The organism is Klebsiella sp. NPDC088457 (genome assembly GCF_044900465.1).
Classification (GTDB): Bacteria; Pseudomonadota; Gammaproteobacteria; order Enterobacterales; family Enterobacteriaceae; genus Klebsiella.
Genome location: NZ_JBJDNH010000007.1, coordinates 133,635 through 148,551, shown reverse-complemented (window position 1 = coordinate 148,551; position 14,917 = coordinate 133,635). Strand labels below are relative to the sequence as shown.

21 protein-coding genes and 4 pseudogenes are annotated in these 14,917 nt (G+C 51.2%); 21 read left to right on the top strand and 4 right to left on the bottom strand.

Annotated elements, in window-relative coordinates; all coding sequences use genetic code 11:
* Window positions 1–473: 473 nt before the first annotated feature.
* The 4 genes from ACI2JR_RS06845 to ACI2JR_RS06830 all read right to left on the bottom strand — a co-directional run bounded on the left by ACI2JR_RS06845 (window position 474) and on the right by ACI2JR_RS06830 (window position 2,174).
* Window positions 474–707, bottom strand: coding sequence for a hypothetical protein (locus tag ACI2JR_RS06845; RefSeq protein ID WP_462478184.1), 234 nt, complete (start codon window positions 705–707; stop codon window positions 474–476).
* On the bottom strand, window positions 704–910 hold the full coding sequence (locus ACI2JR_RS06840) for a hypothetical protein (RefSeq protein WP_462478183.1): 207 nt from the start codon (window positions 908–910) through the stop codon (window positions 704–706). Before ACI2JR_RS06840 ends, ACI2JR_RS06845 begins: the two co-directional genes overlap by 4 nt.
* Window positions 907–1,398, bottom strand: coding sequence for a helix-turn-helix domain-containing protein (locus ACI2JR_RS06835; protein ID WP_462478182.1), 492 nt, complete (start codon window positions 1,396–1,398; stop codon window positions 907–909). Before ACI2JR_RS06835 ends, ACI2JR_RS06840 begins: the two co-directional genes overlap by 4 nt.
* Window positions 1,399–1,514: 116 nt before the next feature.
* Entirely contained in the window at window positions 1,515–2,174 is a 660-nt protein-coding gene (locus tag ACI2JR_RS06830; RefSeq protein ID WP_462478181.1) for a helix-turn-helix domain-containing protein, read from the bottom strand.
* 48 nt (window positions 2,175–2,222) lie between these two features.
* Between ACI2JR_RS06830 and ACI2JR_RS06825 the strand changes: the two genes are divergently transcribed.
* The 21 genes and pseudogenes from ACI2JR_RS06825 (at window position 2,223) to ACI2JR_RS06725 (ending at window position 14,651) form a co-directional block, all read left to right on the top strand.
* On the top strand, window positions 2,223–2,513 hold the full coding sequence (locus ACI2JR_RS06825) for a Cro/CI family transcriptional regulator (protein ID WP_462478180.1): 291 nt from the start codon (window positions 2,223–2,225) through the stop codon (window positions 2,511–2,513).
* Window positions 2,506–3,342 carry a KilA-N domain-containing protein gene (locus ACI2JR_RS06820; protein WP_462478179.1) on the top strand — a complete coding sequence of 279 codons (837 nt, stop codon included), beginning with the start codon at window positions 2,506–2,508 and terminating at the stop codon, window positions 3,340–3,342. Before ACI2JR_RS06825 ends, ACI2JR_RS06820 begins: the two co-directional genes overlap by 8 nt.
* 361 nt (window positions 3,343–3,703) lie before the next feature.
* A complete protein-coding gene (locus ACI2JR_RS06815; RefSeq protein WP_462478178.1) occupies window positions 3,704–3,892 on the top strand; it encodes a DUF4222 domain-containing protein in 189 nt (62 codons plus the stop codon).
* Window positions 3,889–4,182, top strand: a complete 294-nt coding sequence (locus ACI2JR_RS06810; protein ID WP_462478177.1) for a hypothetical protein — start codon at window positions 3,889–3,891, stop codon at window positions 4,180–4,182. The genes ACI2JR_RS06815 and ACI2JR_RS06810 overlap by 4 nt, the downstream gene beginning before the upstream one ends.
* A gap of 1 nt (window position 4,183) precedes the next feature.
* Entirely contained in the window at window positions 4,184–5,095 is a 912-nt protein-coding gene (locus ACI2JR_RS06805; RefSeq protein ID WP_462478176.1) for a helix-turn-helix domain-containing protein, read from the top strand.
* Window positions 5,096–5,198: 103 nt separating this feature from the next.
* Window positions 5,199–5,849, top strand: a pseudogene (locus ACI2JR_RS06800) (bifunctional DNA primase/helicase); the annotation flags it as partial.
* Window positions 5,845–6,561, top strand: a pseudogene (locus tag ACI2JR_RS06795) (antitermination protein); the annotation flags it as partial. The pseudogenes ACI2JR_RS06800 and ACI2JR_RS06795, both read left to right, overlap by 5 nt.
* A 1,892-nt stretch (window positions 6,562–8,453) precedes the next feature.
* Entirely contained in the window at window positions 8,454–8,801 is a 348-nt protein-coding gene (locus ACI2JR_RS06790) for a phage holin, lambda family (RefSeq protein ID WP_462478175.1), read from the top strand.
* Window positions 8,802–8,827: 26 nt separating this feature from the next.
* A pseudogene (locus ACI2JR_RS06785) lies at window positions 8,828–9,355 on the top strand (P22 coat - protein 5 family protein); the annotation flags it as partial.
* Between the two features lie 40 nt (window positions 9,356–9,395).
* Window positions 9,396–9,617: a hypothetical protein gene (locus tag ACI2JR_RS06780; RefSeq protein ID WP_462478174.1), complete on the top strand. Its 222-nt coding sequence runs from the start codon at window positions 9,396–9,398 to the stop codon at window positions 9,615–9,617.
* Window positions 9,618–9,620: 3 nt separating this feature from the next.
* Window positions 9,621–10,031 (top strand): protein singed, encoded by a 411-nt coding sequence (locus tag ACI2JR_RS06775; RefSeq protein ID WP_462478173.1) that lies wholly within the window; start codon window positions 9,621–9,623, stop codon window positions 10,029–10,031.
* 1 nt (window position 10,032) lies between these two features.
* Window positions 10,033–10,287: a hypothetical protein gene (locus ACI2JR_RS06770; RefSeq protein WP_462478172.1), complete on the top strand. Its 255-nt coding sequence runs from the start codon at window positions 10,033–10,035 to the stop codon at window positions 10,285–10,287.
* 10 nt (window positions 10,288–10,297) lie between these two features.
* On the top strand, window positions 10,298–10,531 hold the full coding sequence (locus ACI2JR_RS06765) for a hypothetical protein (protein ID WP_462478171.1): 234 nt from the start codon (window positions 10,298–10,300) through the stop codon (window positions 10,529–10,531).
* Window positions 10,518–10,901, top strand: a complete 384-nt coding sequence (locus ACI2JR_RS06760) for a glutamate 5-kinase (protein WP_462478170.1) — start codon at window positions 10,518–10,520, stop codon at window positions 10,899–10,901. The genes ACI2JR_RS06765 and ACI2JR_RS06760 overlap by 14 nt, the downstream gene beginning before the upstream one ends.
* A 1-nt stretch (window position 10,902) precedes the next feature.
* Window positions 10,903–11,454 (top strand): hypothetical protein, encoded by a 552-nt coding sequence (locus tag ACI2JR_RS06755; RefSeq protein ID WP_462478169.1) that lies wholly within the window; start codon window positions 10,903–10,905, stop codon window positions 11,452–11,454.
* On the top strand, window positions 11,451–11,843 hold the full coding sequence (locus ACI2JR_RS06750) for a phage tail terminator-like protein (RefSeq protein WP_462478168.1): 393 nt from the start codon (window positions 11,451–11,453) through the stop codon (window positions 11,841–11,843). The genes ACI2JR_RS06755 and ACI2JR_RS06750 overlap by 4 nt, the downstream gene beginning before the upstream one ends.
* Before the next feature lie 23 nt (window positions 11,844–11,866).
* Complete coding sequence (locus tag ACI2JR_RS06745; protein ID WP_462478167.1) at window positions 11,867–13,039, top strand: phage tail tube protein; 1,173 nt, start codon at window positions 11,867–11,869, stop codon at window positions 13,037–13,039.
* 55 nt (window positions 13,040–13,094) lie between these two features.
* Window positions 13,095–13,349 (top strand): annotated as a pseudogene (locus ACI2JR_RS06740) (hypothetical protein); the annotation flags it as partial.
* 5 nt (window positions 13,350–13,354) lie between these two features.
* The gene (locus ACI2JR_RS06735; protein ID WP_462478166.1) at window positions 13,355–13,792 is read left to right on the top strand and encodes a hypothetical protein; all 438 of its coding nucleotides are present in this window, start codon (window positions 13,355–13,357) and stop codon (window positions 13,790–13,792) included.
* Window positions 13,779–14,261 carry a DUF1833 family protein gene (locus ACI2JR_RS06730; RefSeq protein WP_462478165.1) on the top strand — a complete coding sequence of 161 codons (483 nt, stop codon included), beginning with the start codon at window positions 13,779–13,781 and terminating at the stop codon, window positions 14,259–14,261. Before ACI2JR_RS06735 ends, ACI2JR_RS06730 begins: the two co-directional genes overlap by 14 nt.
* A gap of 9 nt (window positions 14,262–14,270) precedes the next feature.
* The gene (locus tag ACI2JR_RS06725; protein WP_462478164.1) at window positions 14,271–14,651 is read left to right on the top strand and encodes a nitrite transporter; all 381 of its coding nucleotides are present in this window, start codon (window positions 14,271–14,273) and stop codon (window positions 14,649–14,651) included.
* The last annotated feature ends 266 nt before the right edge of the window (window positions 14,652–14,917 follow it).

Below are 14,917 nucleotides of genomic sequence, written 5' to 3'. Positions count from 1 at the left end.
ATAATTTTCAGCCACAGTCTGAAGCAGGTGCATTAATTGTTCTGAAACGATACTTGCTTCTTGTAGCGTCATATTCTTGACTCTACTGGTATGGGTGCTCATGCCTGCCTCCCATACGCTTTGCGAAGGTATAACGCTGCAATCATTTCGTGACCGCTCATCGCGTACAGGAGTGCTGACTTATATGCGTCACGGTCAATAATGAAGCTCATAATATGTTCCTCGCTAAATTTCTGGCGCAGAATTCCCCGGCGATTAGGCCGTTATTTAAATCAATATTTGATTAACTTAATTTCGATTCGATGCTTTTCAGTATTTCATGCACCTTAATTGCATTGTCGAATAATACGGACGCCATCAGACAATCAGGGTCGTCACTGTCCTTTCCTGCAAAATACGTTTCATTATATACGTGAGCCACCTCCCGGAGTTTTGCCGCACTGACTGTCGCATAAAAAACATCATCGGCAATATCACTCTCGTCCTTTTCCTGCCGGGGGGGGGGGGGCAGACGCGTCGCTATACTCCTTAATATATTCGTTCGTGATATCCAGCGTCTTTTTCATCGAGCGAATTAAACAAGCCATTGCACAATCAGTTTCGTGATCTTCGTTGCTGTGCTTATAAATAAGTTCCAGAAGCACGGTGTTTTCGATAATATCCGCTGCGATAGTCTCAAGCATTTCAATTGGGAATGGAGTCTTCATTTTTCCGCCCCTACATTCTTAAGGTGTTCGAGCTCTTCATATGCACGCGAAGCCAGGTAACGAACGCCATTAGACGCGTCTTTAATTGTATCCGTATCGAGTTTTTCAGCGCTTAGCTCAATTGCCACAAGAAGGGCGCATACGTTATTCGTGAATTCCATCGCGCTGATGAGGTTCGGGTGGGTAGCGGCGCTGGTTTTCATGCTGCCACCTTCGTGTTATTACCGGTCAGCAGCCACAGTGGATCACATCCCAGAGCGTTGGACAGTGGGATAATTTTGTCACAAGTCGGGATTGTTAGATCATTTTCCCATAACGAAACAGCCTGAATAGTCACCCCTGTAGCGCTAGCAATATGGTGTTGCTGAAGACTCGCTGATTTGCGCTCCTGTCGAATGCGCTGGCCGATAGATAATGGCGTGCTACTGTCGTTTCTCTCTGTATGGTTTAATAAATCAATATCAGCACAAGGCGGGTTATTATCATCAAAGCAAGGAGTCGGGGATAACACTGAAAAGTCATGCTTTATTTCAGCAAGAGTTTGCAGCATCCATTCTTTAACGTCTTCACTAAGATCATCATTCTGAATGCCGATCAGAGCTCCGATAACTGCAATCTCTAGGCAATGCTTAACGCGAAGATCAGTCTCGTGAGAGTTGGTGCATTGAAAGAGTGAGGGTGATTGTTTCATCTTTTTCTCCACAAAGAATCAAGTATTGAGTCCTGTGAAGAAATAATAGAAAACTATCATTTTCCTGTCAATGAGGTTTGATAGTTTTCTATTTTATTTGCTGTTTTTAAGGTGGGTTACATTGAGAAATCTATAACTATCTGTTTGATTACACCAAGTATTTCTGTATTTTCATCAAGTGTTAGCGTCTGGAATGAGGGGTTTGTGGGGCTTAGGGTATAGCTAACACCATCAAACATTAGTTTTTTAATGCTACACCTTGGGGCACCCTTGTGATGAGTTAGTACTAGCTTCCCTATGATGTTGTCGATGCCTGGATGATCGCTGTCGACTACAATCATGGAGCCTCGGGGAACCCTTAAATTAGGTAAACAAATCTCTTCGTCGTCCAAAATCCTGAGCCCATAAGCCGTCCCGTTACCAACTGGAACTGTTGTTATCATGTATTCTTTTGCGGGAGGGTATACCCAGCCATCGGTTATATCATTGAAATCATAAAGGACGATCATTTGCCCCTTTCTTGACTCTTCAAAGTTTATACCGTTGGGGTCTACATCAATAAGATGAGATGGGTCCCCCTTGCCAGAGAGGAGCCATTCGGGATTACAGTTCAGAAACTTGGCTAACCTCATAAGATTTTGTCCGTTAGGCTTTGTCATGTCAGCCTCCCATTGTGTTACCGCTCCTGTAGAGCGACCTACAGCTGCACCAACATCCTTCTGAGTTAATCCTAGTTCGTTTCTTCTTTCACGAATTCTGCTTCCAATCGTACCCATCACCAAACCCTCTCTATGTGGAAATGATAGTTATCTTACATTGATTTTGTGATAGAAAACTATTATTGTTTTGATATAGAAAACTATCTATTTGGGGTGGATATGCTTAAAACTGATGTTATAGCCTTTTATGGAGGGCGCGGGGCAATTTCACATATCGCAGCCCTTATGGGGCTTACACATGGTGCCGTATCTCAATGGCCGGCACTTATCCCGAAAGGCGCCGCTCTCGAGCTGGAAAAGCTCACCAACGGTGCGCTCAAGTGCGATCTGAGTCTGTACCGCGAGCGCCCTCGCAAGAACAAGCTCACTAAGCAAGTTGAGGCTCGCCATGACTAAAAGACTCCAGCCGGTTAATCCGGAGCGCTTACCCGTAATCGCTGGCGTAGAAATCACAACTGATGCGGCGGGGCACTTTAACCTGAATGCGTTGCATAAGGCGAGTGGAGGCCGTGACGCAAAAAGACCTAAAGCCTGGCTCGCCACAAAACAGGCCCAAGAACTGATTGATGAGCTAAGGCAGGATTCTGCCTTTGGTGAAGATGTAATCAAAATCACCAAGGGCGGTATAACTCCTGGTACTTTCGCCCACGAACTGCTGGCCATCGAATATGCAGGGTGGATCTCACCTTCGTTTCGCTTGCAGGTGAACCAGACCTTTCTCGATTTCCGTACTGGAAAGCTGGTGCCAGTCAACAGTAGTTTGCCGGATTTTAATGACCCGGCGGCATCCGCGCGCGCATGGGCTGACGAGTACGAAGCCAAAAACAAGGCTATTACCTACGTACACCGCCAGGCGCAGTATATCGAGCACCTCGAAAACCTCTTTCAGCCGGGAATGTCACCTTGCCAGTTCTGTAAGCAGCTGAACGGCGTCAACGTCCAGCAGGTTAATGCTTTTCTGGAGGGTAACAACTGGCTCTACGACGATCAGCCAAAGGCTAAATACCCGCGCTGGCGGGTCCGTCACTATGCCCGCGATCTGTACCTCAGCGAGCGTCCGGGGCAGGTCGAACAAGACGATGGCGAGCTGCGCGACACCTACAAGCCGATCTTGCTGCAAAAGGGCGCGGTATGGATTTACCGGCGCTATCTCAAAGGTCACCTTCCGATGAAGAAAAGCTGGAACGGTGAATTCACCCACGATACCGAGCTAGCGAGGGCGTGACATGTCACCCGAACGCTTCATTCGCAAGCACATAACGTCGGCGCTGGAAGCCGAGGGCTTCTCTGAAAGTGTCGCAGGGGGGGGGCTGAGCACGGCGTGGACTATTACCGCAGAAGCTCACAGGCAAGCAGGAAGGGGGCGATCTTCGATGATTGTCTCTTTCGCGCGCGTCAGTGGGCTCTCGGGCAGACAACCACGATGGAGCGGAAATCAGCAAAGAAAAAGCCGGGAAGAGCTGGTGGAGTTCATCCCGGCCTGTTCTGACTTTGCTACGTATAACCACTCAAATCTACCTAGCGGGGTAAATTCATGAAAAACCATACCAGAGTCTCCGATTACAAATCAATAGCGGGTGGCCCGTATGTTCCCAGAAACGGACAGCATTAAGGCTCTCGATCTGTTTTATCGCGATCCGCGAGGTGTAACCGTGCACGTCACCTGCTGGAACCGGGAAAGGCAGCAGATCTACTTCACCAGGCAAGGGTATCCGTATGAATGCATGCAGCCAGTCTGGAAGTTTCAACAGTATTTTACGAGGTGCGATGAATGAACTGCAAATGTATAGCCGAAGAAAAAAGGCTCGGTAAGAGCTCAAAGCAGCTTTTGTCTTACCTGCGATCTGCTGCTGATGATGCGGGGTTCGTTGAGATATCTCTTTTGGAATTGTCTGCAGCTCTTGGCTTGTGCCGCCAAACAATCATTGCTGCCACCACATCACTTGAGAGTTTGGAAATTGTCACCGTAACTCGAGGACGGAGAACAAAAACTAAAGGTGGCAAGGTGAGCGCAGGAAAAAATATTTACAGGATTAGCCAGTCACTAGTCCGTCGCGAGGTTTGAGATGAGTCGCCTCCTGATTAACGAAAACCCTCTCCAGGTGCTACCTACGCTGGCCTGCGCTATTGGTTTGAATGAGGCGGTAGTACTCCAGCAAATACATTACTGGATGAGTTCTTCGCAGCATTTCTATGATGGGCGCCGCTGGGTATACAACAGCGTAGCAAGCTGGCAAAAACAGTTCCCCTTCTGGAGTGAGGCGACAATTAAACGTGCCCTGGTGAGCCTTGAGCGGCAGGAAATGGTGTCATGTGGTAATTACAACCGCGACCCGAGAGATCGCAGCAAGTGGTACAGCATTAATTACGCCGCACTGGAAGCGCTCGAACAGCACGACAAACCAGTGAACGATGCATTTGGTCAATTTGACCAAATGGAACAGCGCAATATGACCAAATGCAATGATGCAGGTTGCTCTGATGCACCAGCTCATGATGACCCAATGCAGTTGGGCAATATGACCAAACCATTACCAGAGAATACTACAGAGATTACTGCAGAGATTAAAAACACAGGCGAAGATGCTGGCGCACCTCCGCCTAAGCGCCAGAAAAAAACTTCGTTCGATCCTGCAAGACTGAAACCTGAAAACGTCAGTGATGAAGTCTGGCAGGACTGGGCTAAGTTCCGTCGGGAAACCAGGAAACCCCTGACCGAAACAACCTGCGCATACCAGGCCAAACAGCTTGCCGGGCATCAGAACGCCGACGAGGTGATCCGCAGGTCGATTGCTGGCGGCTGGCAGGGATTGTTTCCGGACCGCGTACCGAACCAGCCGCCCGCACCTGTCGGCACCACAGCCAGCAGGGAAAAAACAGGAAGCTCCTGGTACACCCAATCCAATGACGGTTCAGCCGAGGTATTTATCAACCAGGCAGCCATTGACCGCCTCAAACGCGGAGCTAACCGCCCATGAAAACCATCCTGAAACGCATGCTGGTTGCTGGTTATAACCGCGGCTTTCTGCGCGAAGGATTCGTGACGTGGTGTTTTAACAAATTTGATTTACGGAGTATCTAATGGGCCCGGCTGAACTATCCGAAAAACTGTGGGACAACGCCGAACGGGTAGCGAAATACCTGCTACCGCGCGGACACCTTGAGGGCAAGGAGTGGTGTGCGGGAAACACTAACGGCGACACAGGGAAGAGCCTGAAAATCAATCTGGGCGGGAAAAAAGCCTGGTCAGACTTTGCCAGCGGCGACGGTGGAGATCTGCTGGATTTGTGGGTGCTGGTGAGGAATTGCCAGCTACACGATGCCATGCGTGAGGCAAAAGAATTCCTGGGTCTGAAGGATGACGATCACCACTTCGAATCGAAGAAAAAAACCTTCTCACGACCAACGAAAAAGGGCGTTAAAAAGGCGAACCATTGCTACGAGTACCTTGCATCGCGTGGCATTACTCGCGAGACGGCCGATCAGTTCCGAATCACCGACGCCGTGGTGTGGTATCACGATGAAAATCGCGAGGTGCCGGCGGTAGCCTATCCATACCTGCGCAACGGTGAGTTGCTGCAGGTGAAGCGCATCGGAACTGAACGCCCGGGTGGGAAAAAACTCATTATGGCCGAGGCAGACTGTGAGCCGAGTTTGTTCGGCTGGCAGGCGATGGACGCTAAAGCTCGCGCGGTGGTGCTGTGCGAAGGTGAAATTGACTGCCTGAGTTATGACCGGGATCGGGGTGACCAGCAGCCGGGCACGGTTCGGGCTGGCGGCGTTCTTCGGTAAGGCTGGCATCAGTAAGACGGATGAGCAGCTGGCGGTTCAGGCGCTGGCGCGGCATGCACTTGATACAGCACCAAAAAACGTGCGCAAGGCCGCGGGTAAAGCGCTGGGGCGCTGCTGCCTGATTCTGGCGCAATTTGCCTTTGCGGAGTATTCCCGCTCAGCAGCAACAACGGGAGCCTGCAGGGTATGCAATAGTACCGGGAAGATGCAGGCCACTACCACGGAGCGCAAGGTCACATACCCGTGGGGTAAGGCGCCTTATTGGGCGAAAAAGTCCCGTGCCGTTCGTCCGTCTGACTGGGAGAAATGGACTGAGGTAACAGCCATCACCAGCGCTAAATGTGAAGCCTGCGACGGGAAGGGGATTATTAACGCCCGCTGCCGCTGCGGCGGTTCCGGCCAGGTGCTGGACCGTAAAGCGACAAAAGAGCACGGGGCGCCGGTTTACAAGGCTTGCGAGCGTTGTTCGGGGAATGGTTTCACCAGCGTTAAATCAGCGAACGCCCATCGCGCCATCCAGATGCATATTCCGGACCTGCACCAGTCCTCGTGGTCGCGCAACTGGAAACCGTTCTATGAGAAACTGGTGGATATGCTCCACAAAGGTGAGAGGCAAGCCGCGGTAGAATTTGAGAAGGCGACCAGTTATTAATATGTTCGAAGCATATGGCACAATTTTTTGCACGCTAGAGTTGACTTTGCATAAAAGTGTCCTGTATGCTTCTAATCATGGATACGTACATCCAAATGAAAGTATCAATACAACTTTCCTCCCTGTGGAATAAATTTCAGTCTGGCGCAAGACGTGCTGGCCTCATTGGAGACCATCATGAATATATACGAGCCCGTGCTAGACACTGTTTTCATTCTTCAGCATTACCTCCCTAACGGCAAAACCTATCGTTTCGCAATAAGGATCACAAAACATCAAGATTCGGATGGGACAAGATATTCATGCTACCCGAACGGCACTGGCATAGTTATTGGGCCCGATCGCTTTAATAGACTTCTAATGTCCAGAGTTGAGAAGCCGTCACCGATGCCCGCAAATCTACGCGAGGCACTCAATCTCATTAGAGATATTTAAATTATTCAAGCCCTGCCACCAGGCGGGGTTTCTGCTTTTGTGGTCGCGGCGATGAAGTTTTGAGATTAAAGCATTAAAGGGGTAACCGGATATGCATGCAGTTAGTGATCTCTGCAGGTTTAAAGTGATAACCCCTTACCTGAAACGCTTTCTCACAAGGCCCTGAACAAGATTCCCTGGTTGATTTCGAACCTGCTTGAGGATGTCATTTATGAGAATTATTCTTCCGCAGTTGCTGCAAGAGCTTGCTTCGATATCATTTATATTCTTAACTGCGCCTCCACGGCGTAAAGTGAGCCCTTGACCGCAGCCAGGGCATTTAAATTTTATTCTATGCATTAGTAAACTCCCCGGAGGCTACTGCTGTTTTTTAATTCAACAATAGCTATCATATGAACATGCCGCCATGAGCAATAACTGAAGACCTGTGCTTGATCACAAATCAGCAGGCCACACCCGGGAAGAGTGTGTTGAAAAAACAATAATCAAATGTTAAATTTTTTGCGTGGTGAATCCCCCTGTGCGGAGGGGCGTCTCAGCAAGTCCCATCTGGAAGTCATATCAGTTATCGCGGTTTATCGGTGCTGAGCGATGAACCACCGGGAGGCACCCGGCGCCACGACACTATAAAATGACGATAGTAGCGACAGGCTCACTTCGGTGGGCCTGTTCTTTTTTTGCATGGTTGCGGTACCGTCTTTGGTGACTACCATTTTTGGTGGGTTTTCTGGGGTGTTAATTTCCGGTAAAAAAGTTCGCGTGAAGTTACCCGGTTAACCTCCAGACTGGGGCGGAAGTTGTCAACCTGAGATGGGGTTAAAAGTCCGCAGGCCACGGCATGACAAGCCAACGGCCTTCCGATGTCAACGGCTTCACACACATTCCTATAATCAATAATGTTTTCTATTCTGCCCGCTCGCGGGCTTTTTTTTATTCCAAAATCCTGTAAGGGTAATTGTACTTTGACTGGTACAACCCTTTGATAATACTATATTACGTTGGTGAATCCCCCTAACGGAGGGGCTTATACAGTAGGATCGTTATCGTGCATAGACGCGGATCATAGATACTGTCCGAAGGCCCACCGGGAGGCACCATGCAATGCTACTAAGTTATTTGGTAGTGGGGTTGCCGTTTCGTCTTCTCCAGCTATGTTTAAAAGCAGTAACGGAAAAAGCGAGCGCTCTCTTGGTAAATCGGTAGCTCGGACTATTAGGTGCGCCTTCGTTTGTTACTACCTTGAATGTCTACTTTCTGCCCGTTCCTCTGAGCGGGCTTTTTTTGCCTGCATAAGGCACTTAATCTAACCAAAAAAACAGTTAAGGGCTGCGCTATTGCGTGGCCTTTTTCATTTGTGCCACCAGAACGTCACTCACTCTGCGCTTGTCGTAAATCCATCTGGCGGCCTTTCTCCTAATATACACAGCGCCATCCGTCATCAACGGAGGTGAGAGACTATGAAAATGCCCAATAACCCGAGTAACTGGCCTGATTTGCTGGAGTTGCTGCAGAGCTGGTGGCGCGGAGATACGCCGCTGGGCGCTGTGCTGCTCTCGATTGTCATGGCGGGTCTTCGAATCGCTTATAGCGGCGGCGGCTGGAAAAAAATGCTTCTTGAAGGGCTTCTGTGTGGAGCGCTGACGCTGACATTCGCATCGGCGCTTGAATACTTCGACTTTCCAAAATCCCTCTCAATCGCCATTGGCGGCGGGGTGGGGTTTATAGGCGTGGACGCTATCAGGGCGTTTGCAATGAAATATCTTGGCAGCCGATTTGGCATCGGTGGCGGCAATAACAAGGCGTAATCATGGCAACAGCAGATCAGATTATCGAGGGTATCGTGGGGCGCCTGGAAGGTTTTAACATCCACGAATCCGCGCATGTTAAGAAACGCGCTGCATCTCCGGCTACCGGCTACCTGGTGAATGGAGCTAAAGCTGAAGGCGATATCCTGATTGCGATTGATACCGGTACAGGCGCTTTCGCAGCAGGTGACATTGTGACGTTCGACGGGGACAGCAATAAATACCTTGTTGCTGCTGCGACTGCCACAACTATCACCCTGGCCGCTCCGGGATTACGTCAGACGCTGGCCGATAATACCGCTATTACTGCTGGTGGCTCCTACACCGCAAACATGGCGTTTGATCGCAACGCATTCCTGCTGGCGTCCCGAACCCCGGCGATGCCGCAGGGCGGGGATACTGCTGATGACGTGATGAATGTTACCGACCCGGTATCCGGCATCACTTACCAGGTTGCACTTTACCGTCAGTACCGCCAGGTGCGTTACGAAGTCGGTTTGTCCTGGGGCGTTGCGGCAGTGAAAACGGAACATAGCTGTTTAATTCTGGGGTAGTGAACAAGGGGCTTCGGCCCCTTTTTTTAATGGAGGGCTAATGGCCGGATTAACCAAAGAACAACGCGCTCAACGGGCTGCTGAGCAACTTGCGGCCACGCAGGAAGATAACAATATTCCCGCATCGACCGCATCGACCGCATCGCAGCTGGTGGCGATGGTAACCGATTTCCCGGCATTCCCCGGTGCGCCCAATACCGCCGACGTTCACCCTGATGAAGTGGAGAACTGGAAGGCGCACGGCTGGAAAGAAATGGAGTGATGCATGGTCACCTTCATCACCGTTGAAGATGTTGATTCGATTCTTGGGGCATCCTGGACCGATGAAAGCAAAAAAGCCAAATCTGTCCTGATGGCTAACACCTGGATGAATGGCCTCAGCCTGAAACTGCCATGCAATAAGGCAACTCAGGAAACCATCATTCCTGATGATGTAAAACAGGCCGGAGCCTATGCAGCGCTGGCGGCCTCAAATGGCGGTCTTTATCAGCAGAAAACCGATTCTGGGGTATTGCTGAGTAAAACGGTGGATGCCGACGATGTCTCTGTGTCAAAGACGTTTGCCGAGCTTGCCACCAACAGTACGGCGTTGCTTGATCCTGATCTGCAGTTGGCGCTGGCCATGCTAAAGCCGTATGGCGTTAATCAGTCTCAGGTGCGGCTGGTGAGGGGGTGATATGTCCGATTTGAAGGTGGTTCCATTTCAAAAGCTCAGTCATCACAACGTGGATAACGACGAGGTTATTCGCTTACTGAAACAAGCTTTGGCGCATGCTGAAAACGGCGGCTGCCATAGTGTCGCAGTGATATTGCTTGATAATGCTGGTAATGCGATTGATTGCTGGCATAACGGTGGTCGCCCCTATGTGATGGTGGGTGCTATGGAGTCGCTTAAAACCGACTTTATCCATACTCATATTGAGCGGCGGTAAGGGGGGGGGTATGCAAAATCCAGATGTGCATTATGCCGGTGACGGGCTTGGCCCTCGCGATGTGTTTGTGAATGGAAACCCGATCAATCATGTCGTTTACGCAAACTCGGCAAAGGGCGTTGTTGAGTTTGCACCTCATCCACTCCGAGCTAAACGAAATGGAGAAATCTATACCCGACACCTCCGCGGTATTGTGACCGTTAATTTTCGTCAGGGCGGTGGTGAATACAATGGGCATTCGTGATGAGCTGCAGGCTGAAGTCGGCGCGGCATTTGATACCGATTTACAGGATGCCGTTAATTCGTTCACCGGCAGTTATACCGTTCGTGGCGCATGGGATCCGGTGACGGAAACCGGCAGCGAAACGGTGGTGACCTATTCAGGGCGCGGTGTTCTGGCGCGCTACAAACTCCGTCGTATAGATGGCGTTAACATCCTGCATGGTGACCTGAAATTAACCGCCCTGATTAACGAGGTCACCGATAAGCCGGCGGTCGGGCATTTCATCACAGCGCCGGATCCGATTACCAAAGAAGCTCAGCGCTACGAGGTCATAACAGCAGCGGCTGATTCTGCCGGTGCTGCATATTCCATCCAGTTACGGAGGGCGTGATGTGGCTAAGGGATGGAGTATCGACCCGGCGGTTTTTGCCGGGCTGGTGGGCGAAGATGTCAAACTTCGCCAACGAACGATCGCCATTCAGCTGTTGAATGAAATCGTTCAGCGGTCGCCGGTTGGGAACCCCGAGCTGTGGGCCATCAATGCCACTGCTGTTCAGTACAACAAAGCGGTGGGAGAGTGGAACGAGTCCCTCTATGCCGACCCTGCGAACCTGACGAAAACCGGGCGGCTCAGGAAAAAAGTGCAGGTTAATGACGGGATGGACATTAAACGTCCCGCCGGCTACCGCGCTGGTACCTTCAGGGCGTCACATTTCGTGAGTATCGGCGCGCCGGATTATTCAGTACCGGCCGAACCTGACCCGCGAGGCACGATGACGTTTCTCAACGGTAAAAACATTATCGACCAGGCGCCGGCCTACTCGGTGATTTATATCCAGTCAAACCTCCCGTACTCCGTACCGCTGGAGAATGGACATTCAACACAGGCGCCAACAGGCGTTTATGCCGTCTCGTTTAATGGTGTGATTCAGGCCAACAAATGACCCTTACAGAAATAAGAAACGCTGTCATTTCCCGAATGGCGGCGCAGACCGCTATTGCCTCCGATGCGGTGGATTATCCCAATGGTCCTGTATTTGACCCCAGCGGCCGCGATATCTGGGCCCGCCTAACCAACATTGCAGGACAGGCTGGCGCAACCGAAATCGGGGATGGGCCGGTCGTGCACAGGACAGGTTTACTCATCATTCAGCTGTTTGTTCCGGTCGGCTCCGGGACGTTGCTTATCTCCCGGACGGCCGATCAGCTAACGGAGCTATTCGAGTTCAGGGACGATGGAAAGCTGAGTTATTTCGCTGTTTCTGCTGTGCCGGCCGGTGAAACCGATGGCTGGTCACAGCTCAATCTTCAAATCCCTTATCGCGCTCTGTAGCGCACAAAAAACAGGAGGCTCCTGTGAGCTCAGGTGCAAAAGTAGTATCCGCGGTAATTCGCGAGACAACCCCCGGCATCACGCCTGATGTGGGCTCATGGAGCCTGCTACGCCGTACCTCGTTTGGCCTGGCGCCAACGCAGAACACCAACGATAACGACGAAATCGGTGGTGACCGCATGGGGCAGGGCGTGTCCCGTGGTACCGTTGATGTTGGCGGTGATGTCGGCACGAGGTTCCGCTGGAATCAGCATGATGAGTTTCTCGCCAGCTGCTTCGGTGCTGAATGGGTAAACAACGTGCTGACTATGGGCAACGGGCGGATCACTTTTTCGGTGGCCACTTATGCCGGCGACGTGGGGATCGCTCAGATTGCCCGCGGCTGTCAGGTCGGTACTTTCCAGATGGAAATTCCGGCCGACGGGGATATCACTTCGACCATCACTTTTGCGGGGCTGGACTGGGAAACGAAAGGTGATGACACCAGCTATTTCACGACACCGGTGGATACTGCTGGCGCGCTGCGATACTCCTTCAAAGAGGTCACGAATATACGCCTAAATGGCGTTGATGGTGGCACCGGATTCTGTGTGGATTCGTTCAATATCCAGTTCGACAACAACATGCAGACTCAGCGCTGCATCGGTACTGGTTCGGCGTTCGCCGGCGCAAACATTCCGACAACCTTTACCCCGTCAGGTCAAATCACGCTGTCATGGTCAAAAGCAGCCTGGGAGGTTTACAAAAAAACCTTCACGGGTGAAACGGTGCCATTCAGCTTCACCCTGGAAAATGCTGAAGGAAAGTATACCTTCGATTTTCCTGAGGTTCAGATATCCGGCGACTGGCCGGATGCCGGCAACACCGATATCGTTCAGGTTCAGCTCGATATCACGGCTGCCAATACACCGCCGACGATCACCCGCATTCCGAGCATACCTGCGACGGCCATCAGCGTTACACCTGCTACTTCATCGGGGGCGGTTGGTTCGACTGTAACGTTAACTGCCGCATTGACTCCTGCGAACGCTACGGACGTCGTTGAATGGTCCTCCTCTGATCCGTCAGTTGCTTCTGTGGCATCGACCGGGCAAAAAACGGCACAAGTGACGCGCAATGCCGAAGGAACGGCGACCATCACAGGAAAAGCACGGAGCTTTACCGCAACCTCAGTAATTACCGTCACGGCCCCTTAATTTTCCTGACCCGTTCCGCTGAGTATCGCGGTTCGGGCTTTTTCATGGAGTTTTTATGCTGATCATCAACCAGAAAATTGACCTCAACGGCGAGCGCTGGTTTTTCCCATACAAAAAACCGGAAGGCAGCAACAAAAAGAAATACACCCCTGAGGAAGAGTCGTTGTTTAAACTCCGTCTGCTGGTGGCCAGTAGCGAGAATCCTCAATATCGTTCACGTAATGCCCTGGTTCGCCGTCATATTGATAAAATGGACGCAAGCTATCAGGTAGGGACCGATTCTTTTGATCTTGCCAGCGTCGGCGATATCTCCCCATGCCACTACAGGAGGGCTATGGATTTCAGCCCGTTAGCCCCCTGAAACGTACTGATATGAGCACCGGCCGTGCTCGCCAACGACGGGCTTACACATCAACGCCAACCCAGGCAACCATTGCCTGGTTCATGGAAACTGATGCTCAGGGGCTGGCTTTTGAAGCATGGTACCGTGACTCACTTTCGGACGGCGCCGCCTGGTTCATGATGAAGCTGCAAACTCCCGCTGGCGTTAAGTTCTACAAATGTCGTTTTACGGATATCTATCAGGGGCCGGTGCTGGTGGCCCCGATTTACTGGCGGTATTCGGCGACGCTGGAGCTGTGGGAGCGTCCGCTTATCCCTGCGCCGTGGGGTAATTACCCAGAGTGGATTGTCGGGAGTTCATTGCTCGATATCGCTCTAAATAAGGAGTGGCCTAAACATGACGATTCTTAATCGGCTTTATGCCAGCAGCGGATCGGAGGTGATAATTGAAACGCTGCAAATCAATATCGGTTCGACGGTGCATTATTTCTGTAAGGGTTATGAGGATATAACGGTAACGGTCGAAAATGGTGATTTGCATACCTTTTCCGCCGCGGGCATTGATATCGCGCTACCTGCCAGAAATAGCGACGGCACTCAAGATTTGCAGTTTTCTATCAGCAATATTGATGGCGAGGTGAGCACAGCTATTCGGAATGCCCTGGGTAATCTCGATACCGGAACGCTGACTTATCGCCAGTACATTTCAACTGACCTGAGCGCTCCGGCGTCCGTTCCTTACACCTTGGCGATCAAGTCGGGCTCCTGGACGGCACTACAAGCACAAATCACTGCCGGTTACATGAATGTACTTGATACAGCCTGGCCTCGCTTTCGCTACACGCTGAATGAATTCCCCGGTTTACGCTACATGAATTGAGGTTCCTCAATGTTCAATCCTGATAAATACCGTTCAGTCACCTGGCTGAAAGGGGGCCGCGCTTACCCTGAACTTGACTGTTTCGGCATCGTGAATGAAATCCGGCGCGATCTCGGGTTATCTGAATGGCCAGACTTCGCCGGCGTCACAAAAGACGGTGGGGGGCTCGACCGCGAGGCAAGAAAACTGATGCTGCGCCTCGAACGCTGCGAGCCCTGTGAGGGGGCCGGGGTGGCTTGTTATTCCGGCTCTACCGTGACTCATGTAGGCGTTGTGGTGATGATGGACAACCAGTTGCATGTTGCTGAATGCAATCCCGGTTCAAACGTGTCGTTTATGCCCGTGTGGCGCTTTAAACGTCGGTTTATCAAAGTGGAATTTTGGCGATGACGATACGTATATATCCTTCCCGGTTGCCGGGAGAGCCGCTGGAAACCCACGAACACGGCTCGCTGACATTGCATCAGTGGTTTACTGGTAATGTCAGAAACTACTGCGTTGATGACCCACAGCCCATTGCTGTAGAGATTGATGACCGGTCTATTCCTCCATCTGAGTGGGCCTTGTGCCAGATCAGACCTGACAGCGATGTGAAGATTTACCCCGTCCCATATGCTGTTGGGTTTGCTATTGCCAGTCTTGTGATTGCAGTTGCT

Coding starts and splice junctions, on each gene's coding strand:
- ACI2JR_RS06815 (WP_462478178.1), top strand. CDS start 3,704: ATGTTCCCAGAAACGGACAGCATTAAGGCTCTCGATCTGTTTTATCGC.
- ACI2JR_RS06810 (WP_462478177.1), top strand. CDS start 3,889: ATGAACTGCAAATGTATAGCCGAAGAAAAAAGGCTCGGTAAGAGCTCA.
- ACI2JR_RS06835 (WP_462478182.1), bottom strand. CDS start 1,398: ATGAAACAATCACCCTCACTCTTTCAATGCACCAACTCTCACGAGACT.
- ACI2JR_RS06750 (WP_462478168.1), top strand. CDS start 11,451: ATGACCCTTACAGAAATAAGAAACGCTGTCATTTCCCGAATGGCGGCG.
- ACI2JR_RS06840 (WP_462478183.1), bottom strand. CDS start 910: ATGAAAACCAGCGCCGCTACCCACCCGAACCTCATCAGCGCGATGGAA.
- ACI2JR_RS06770 (WP_462478172.1), top strand. CDS start 10,033: ATGTCCGATTTGAAGGTGGTTCCATTTCAAAAGCTCAGTCATCACAAC.
- ACI2JR_RS06775 (WP_462478173.1), top strand. CDS start 9,621: ATGGTCACCTTCATCACCGTTGAAGATGTTGATTCGATTCTTGGGGCA.
- ACI2JR_RS06765 (WP_462478171.1), top strand. CDS start 10,298: ATGCAAAATCCAGATGTGCATTATGCCGGTGACGGGCTTGGCCCTCGC.
- ACI2JR_RS06790 (WP_462478175.1), top strand. CDS start 8,454: ATGAAAATGCCCAATAACCCGAGTAACTGGCCTGATTTGCTGGAGTTG.
- ACI2JR_RS06760 (WP_462478170.1), top strand. CDS start 10,518: ATGGGCATTCGTGATGAGCTGCAGGCTGAAGTCGGCGCGGCATTTGAT.
- ACI2JR_RS06725 (WP_462478164.1), top strand. CDS start 14,271: ATGTTCAATCCTGATAAATACCGTTCAGTCACCTGGCTGAAAGGGGGC.
- ACI2JR_RS06780 (WP_462478174.1), top strand. CDS start 9,396: ATGGCCGGATTAACCAAAGAACAACGCGCTCAACGGGCTGCTGAGCAA.
- ACI2JR_RS06820 (WP_462478179.1), top strand. CDS start 2,506: ATGACTAAAAGACTCCAGCCGGTTAATCCGGAGCGCTTACCCGTAATC.
- ACI2JR_RS06735 (WP_462478166.1), top strand. CDS start 13,355: ATGCCACTACAGGAGGGCTATGGATTTCAGCCCGTTAGCCCCCTGAAA.
- ACI2JR_RS06845 (WP_462478184.1), bottom strand. CDS start 707: ATGAAGACTCCATTCCCAATTGAAATGCTTGAGACTATCGCAGCGGAT.
- ACI2JR_RS06805 (WP_462478176.1), top strand. CDS start 4,184: ATGAGTCGCCTCCTGATTAACGAAAACCCTCTCCAGGTGCTACCTACG.
- ACI2JR_RS06730 (WP_462478165.1), top strand. CDS start 13,779: ATGACGATTCTTAATCGGCTTTATGCCAGCAGCGGATCGGAGGTGATA.
- ACI2JR_RS06830 (WP_462478181.1), bottom strand. CDS start 2,174: ATGGGTACGATTGGAAGCAGAATTCGTGAAAGAAGAAACGAACTAGGA.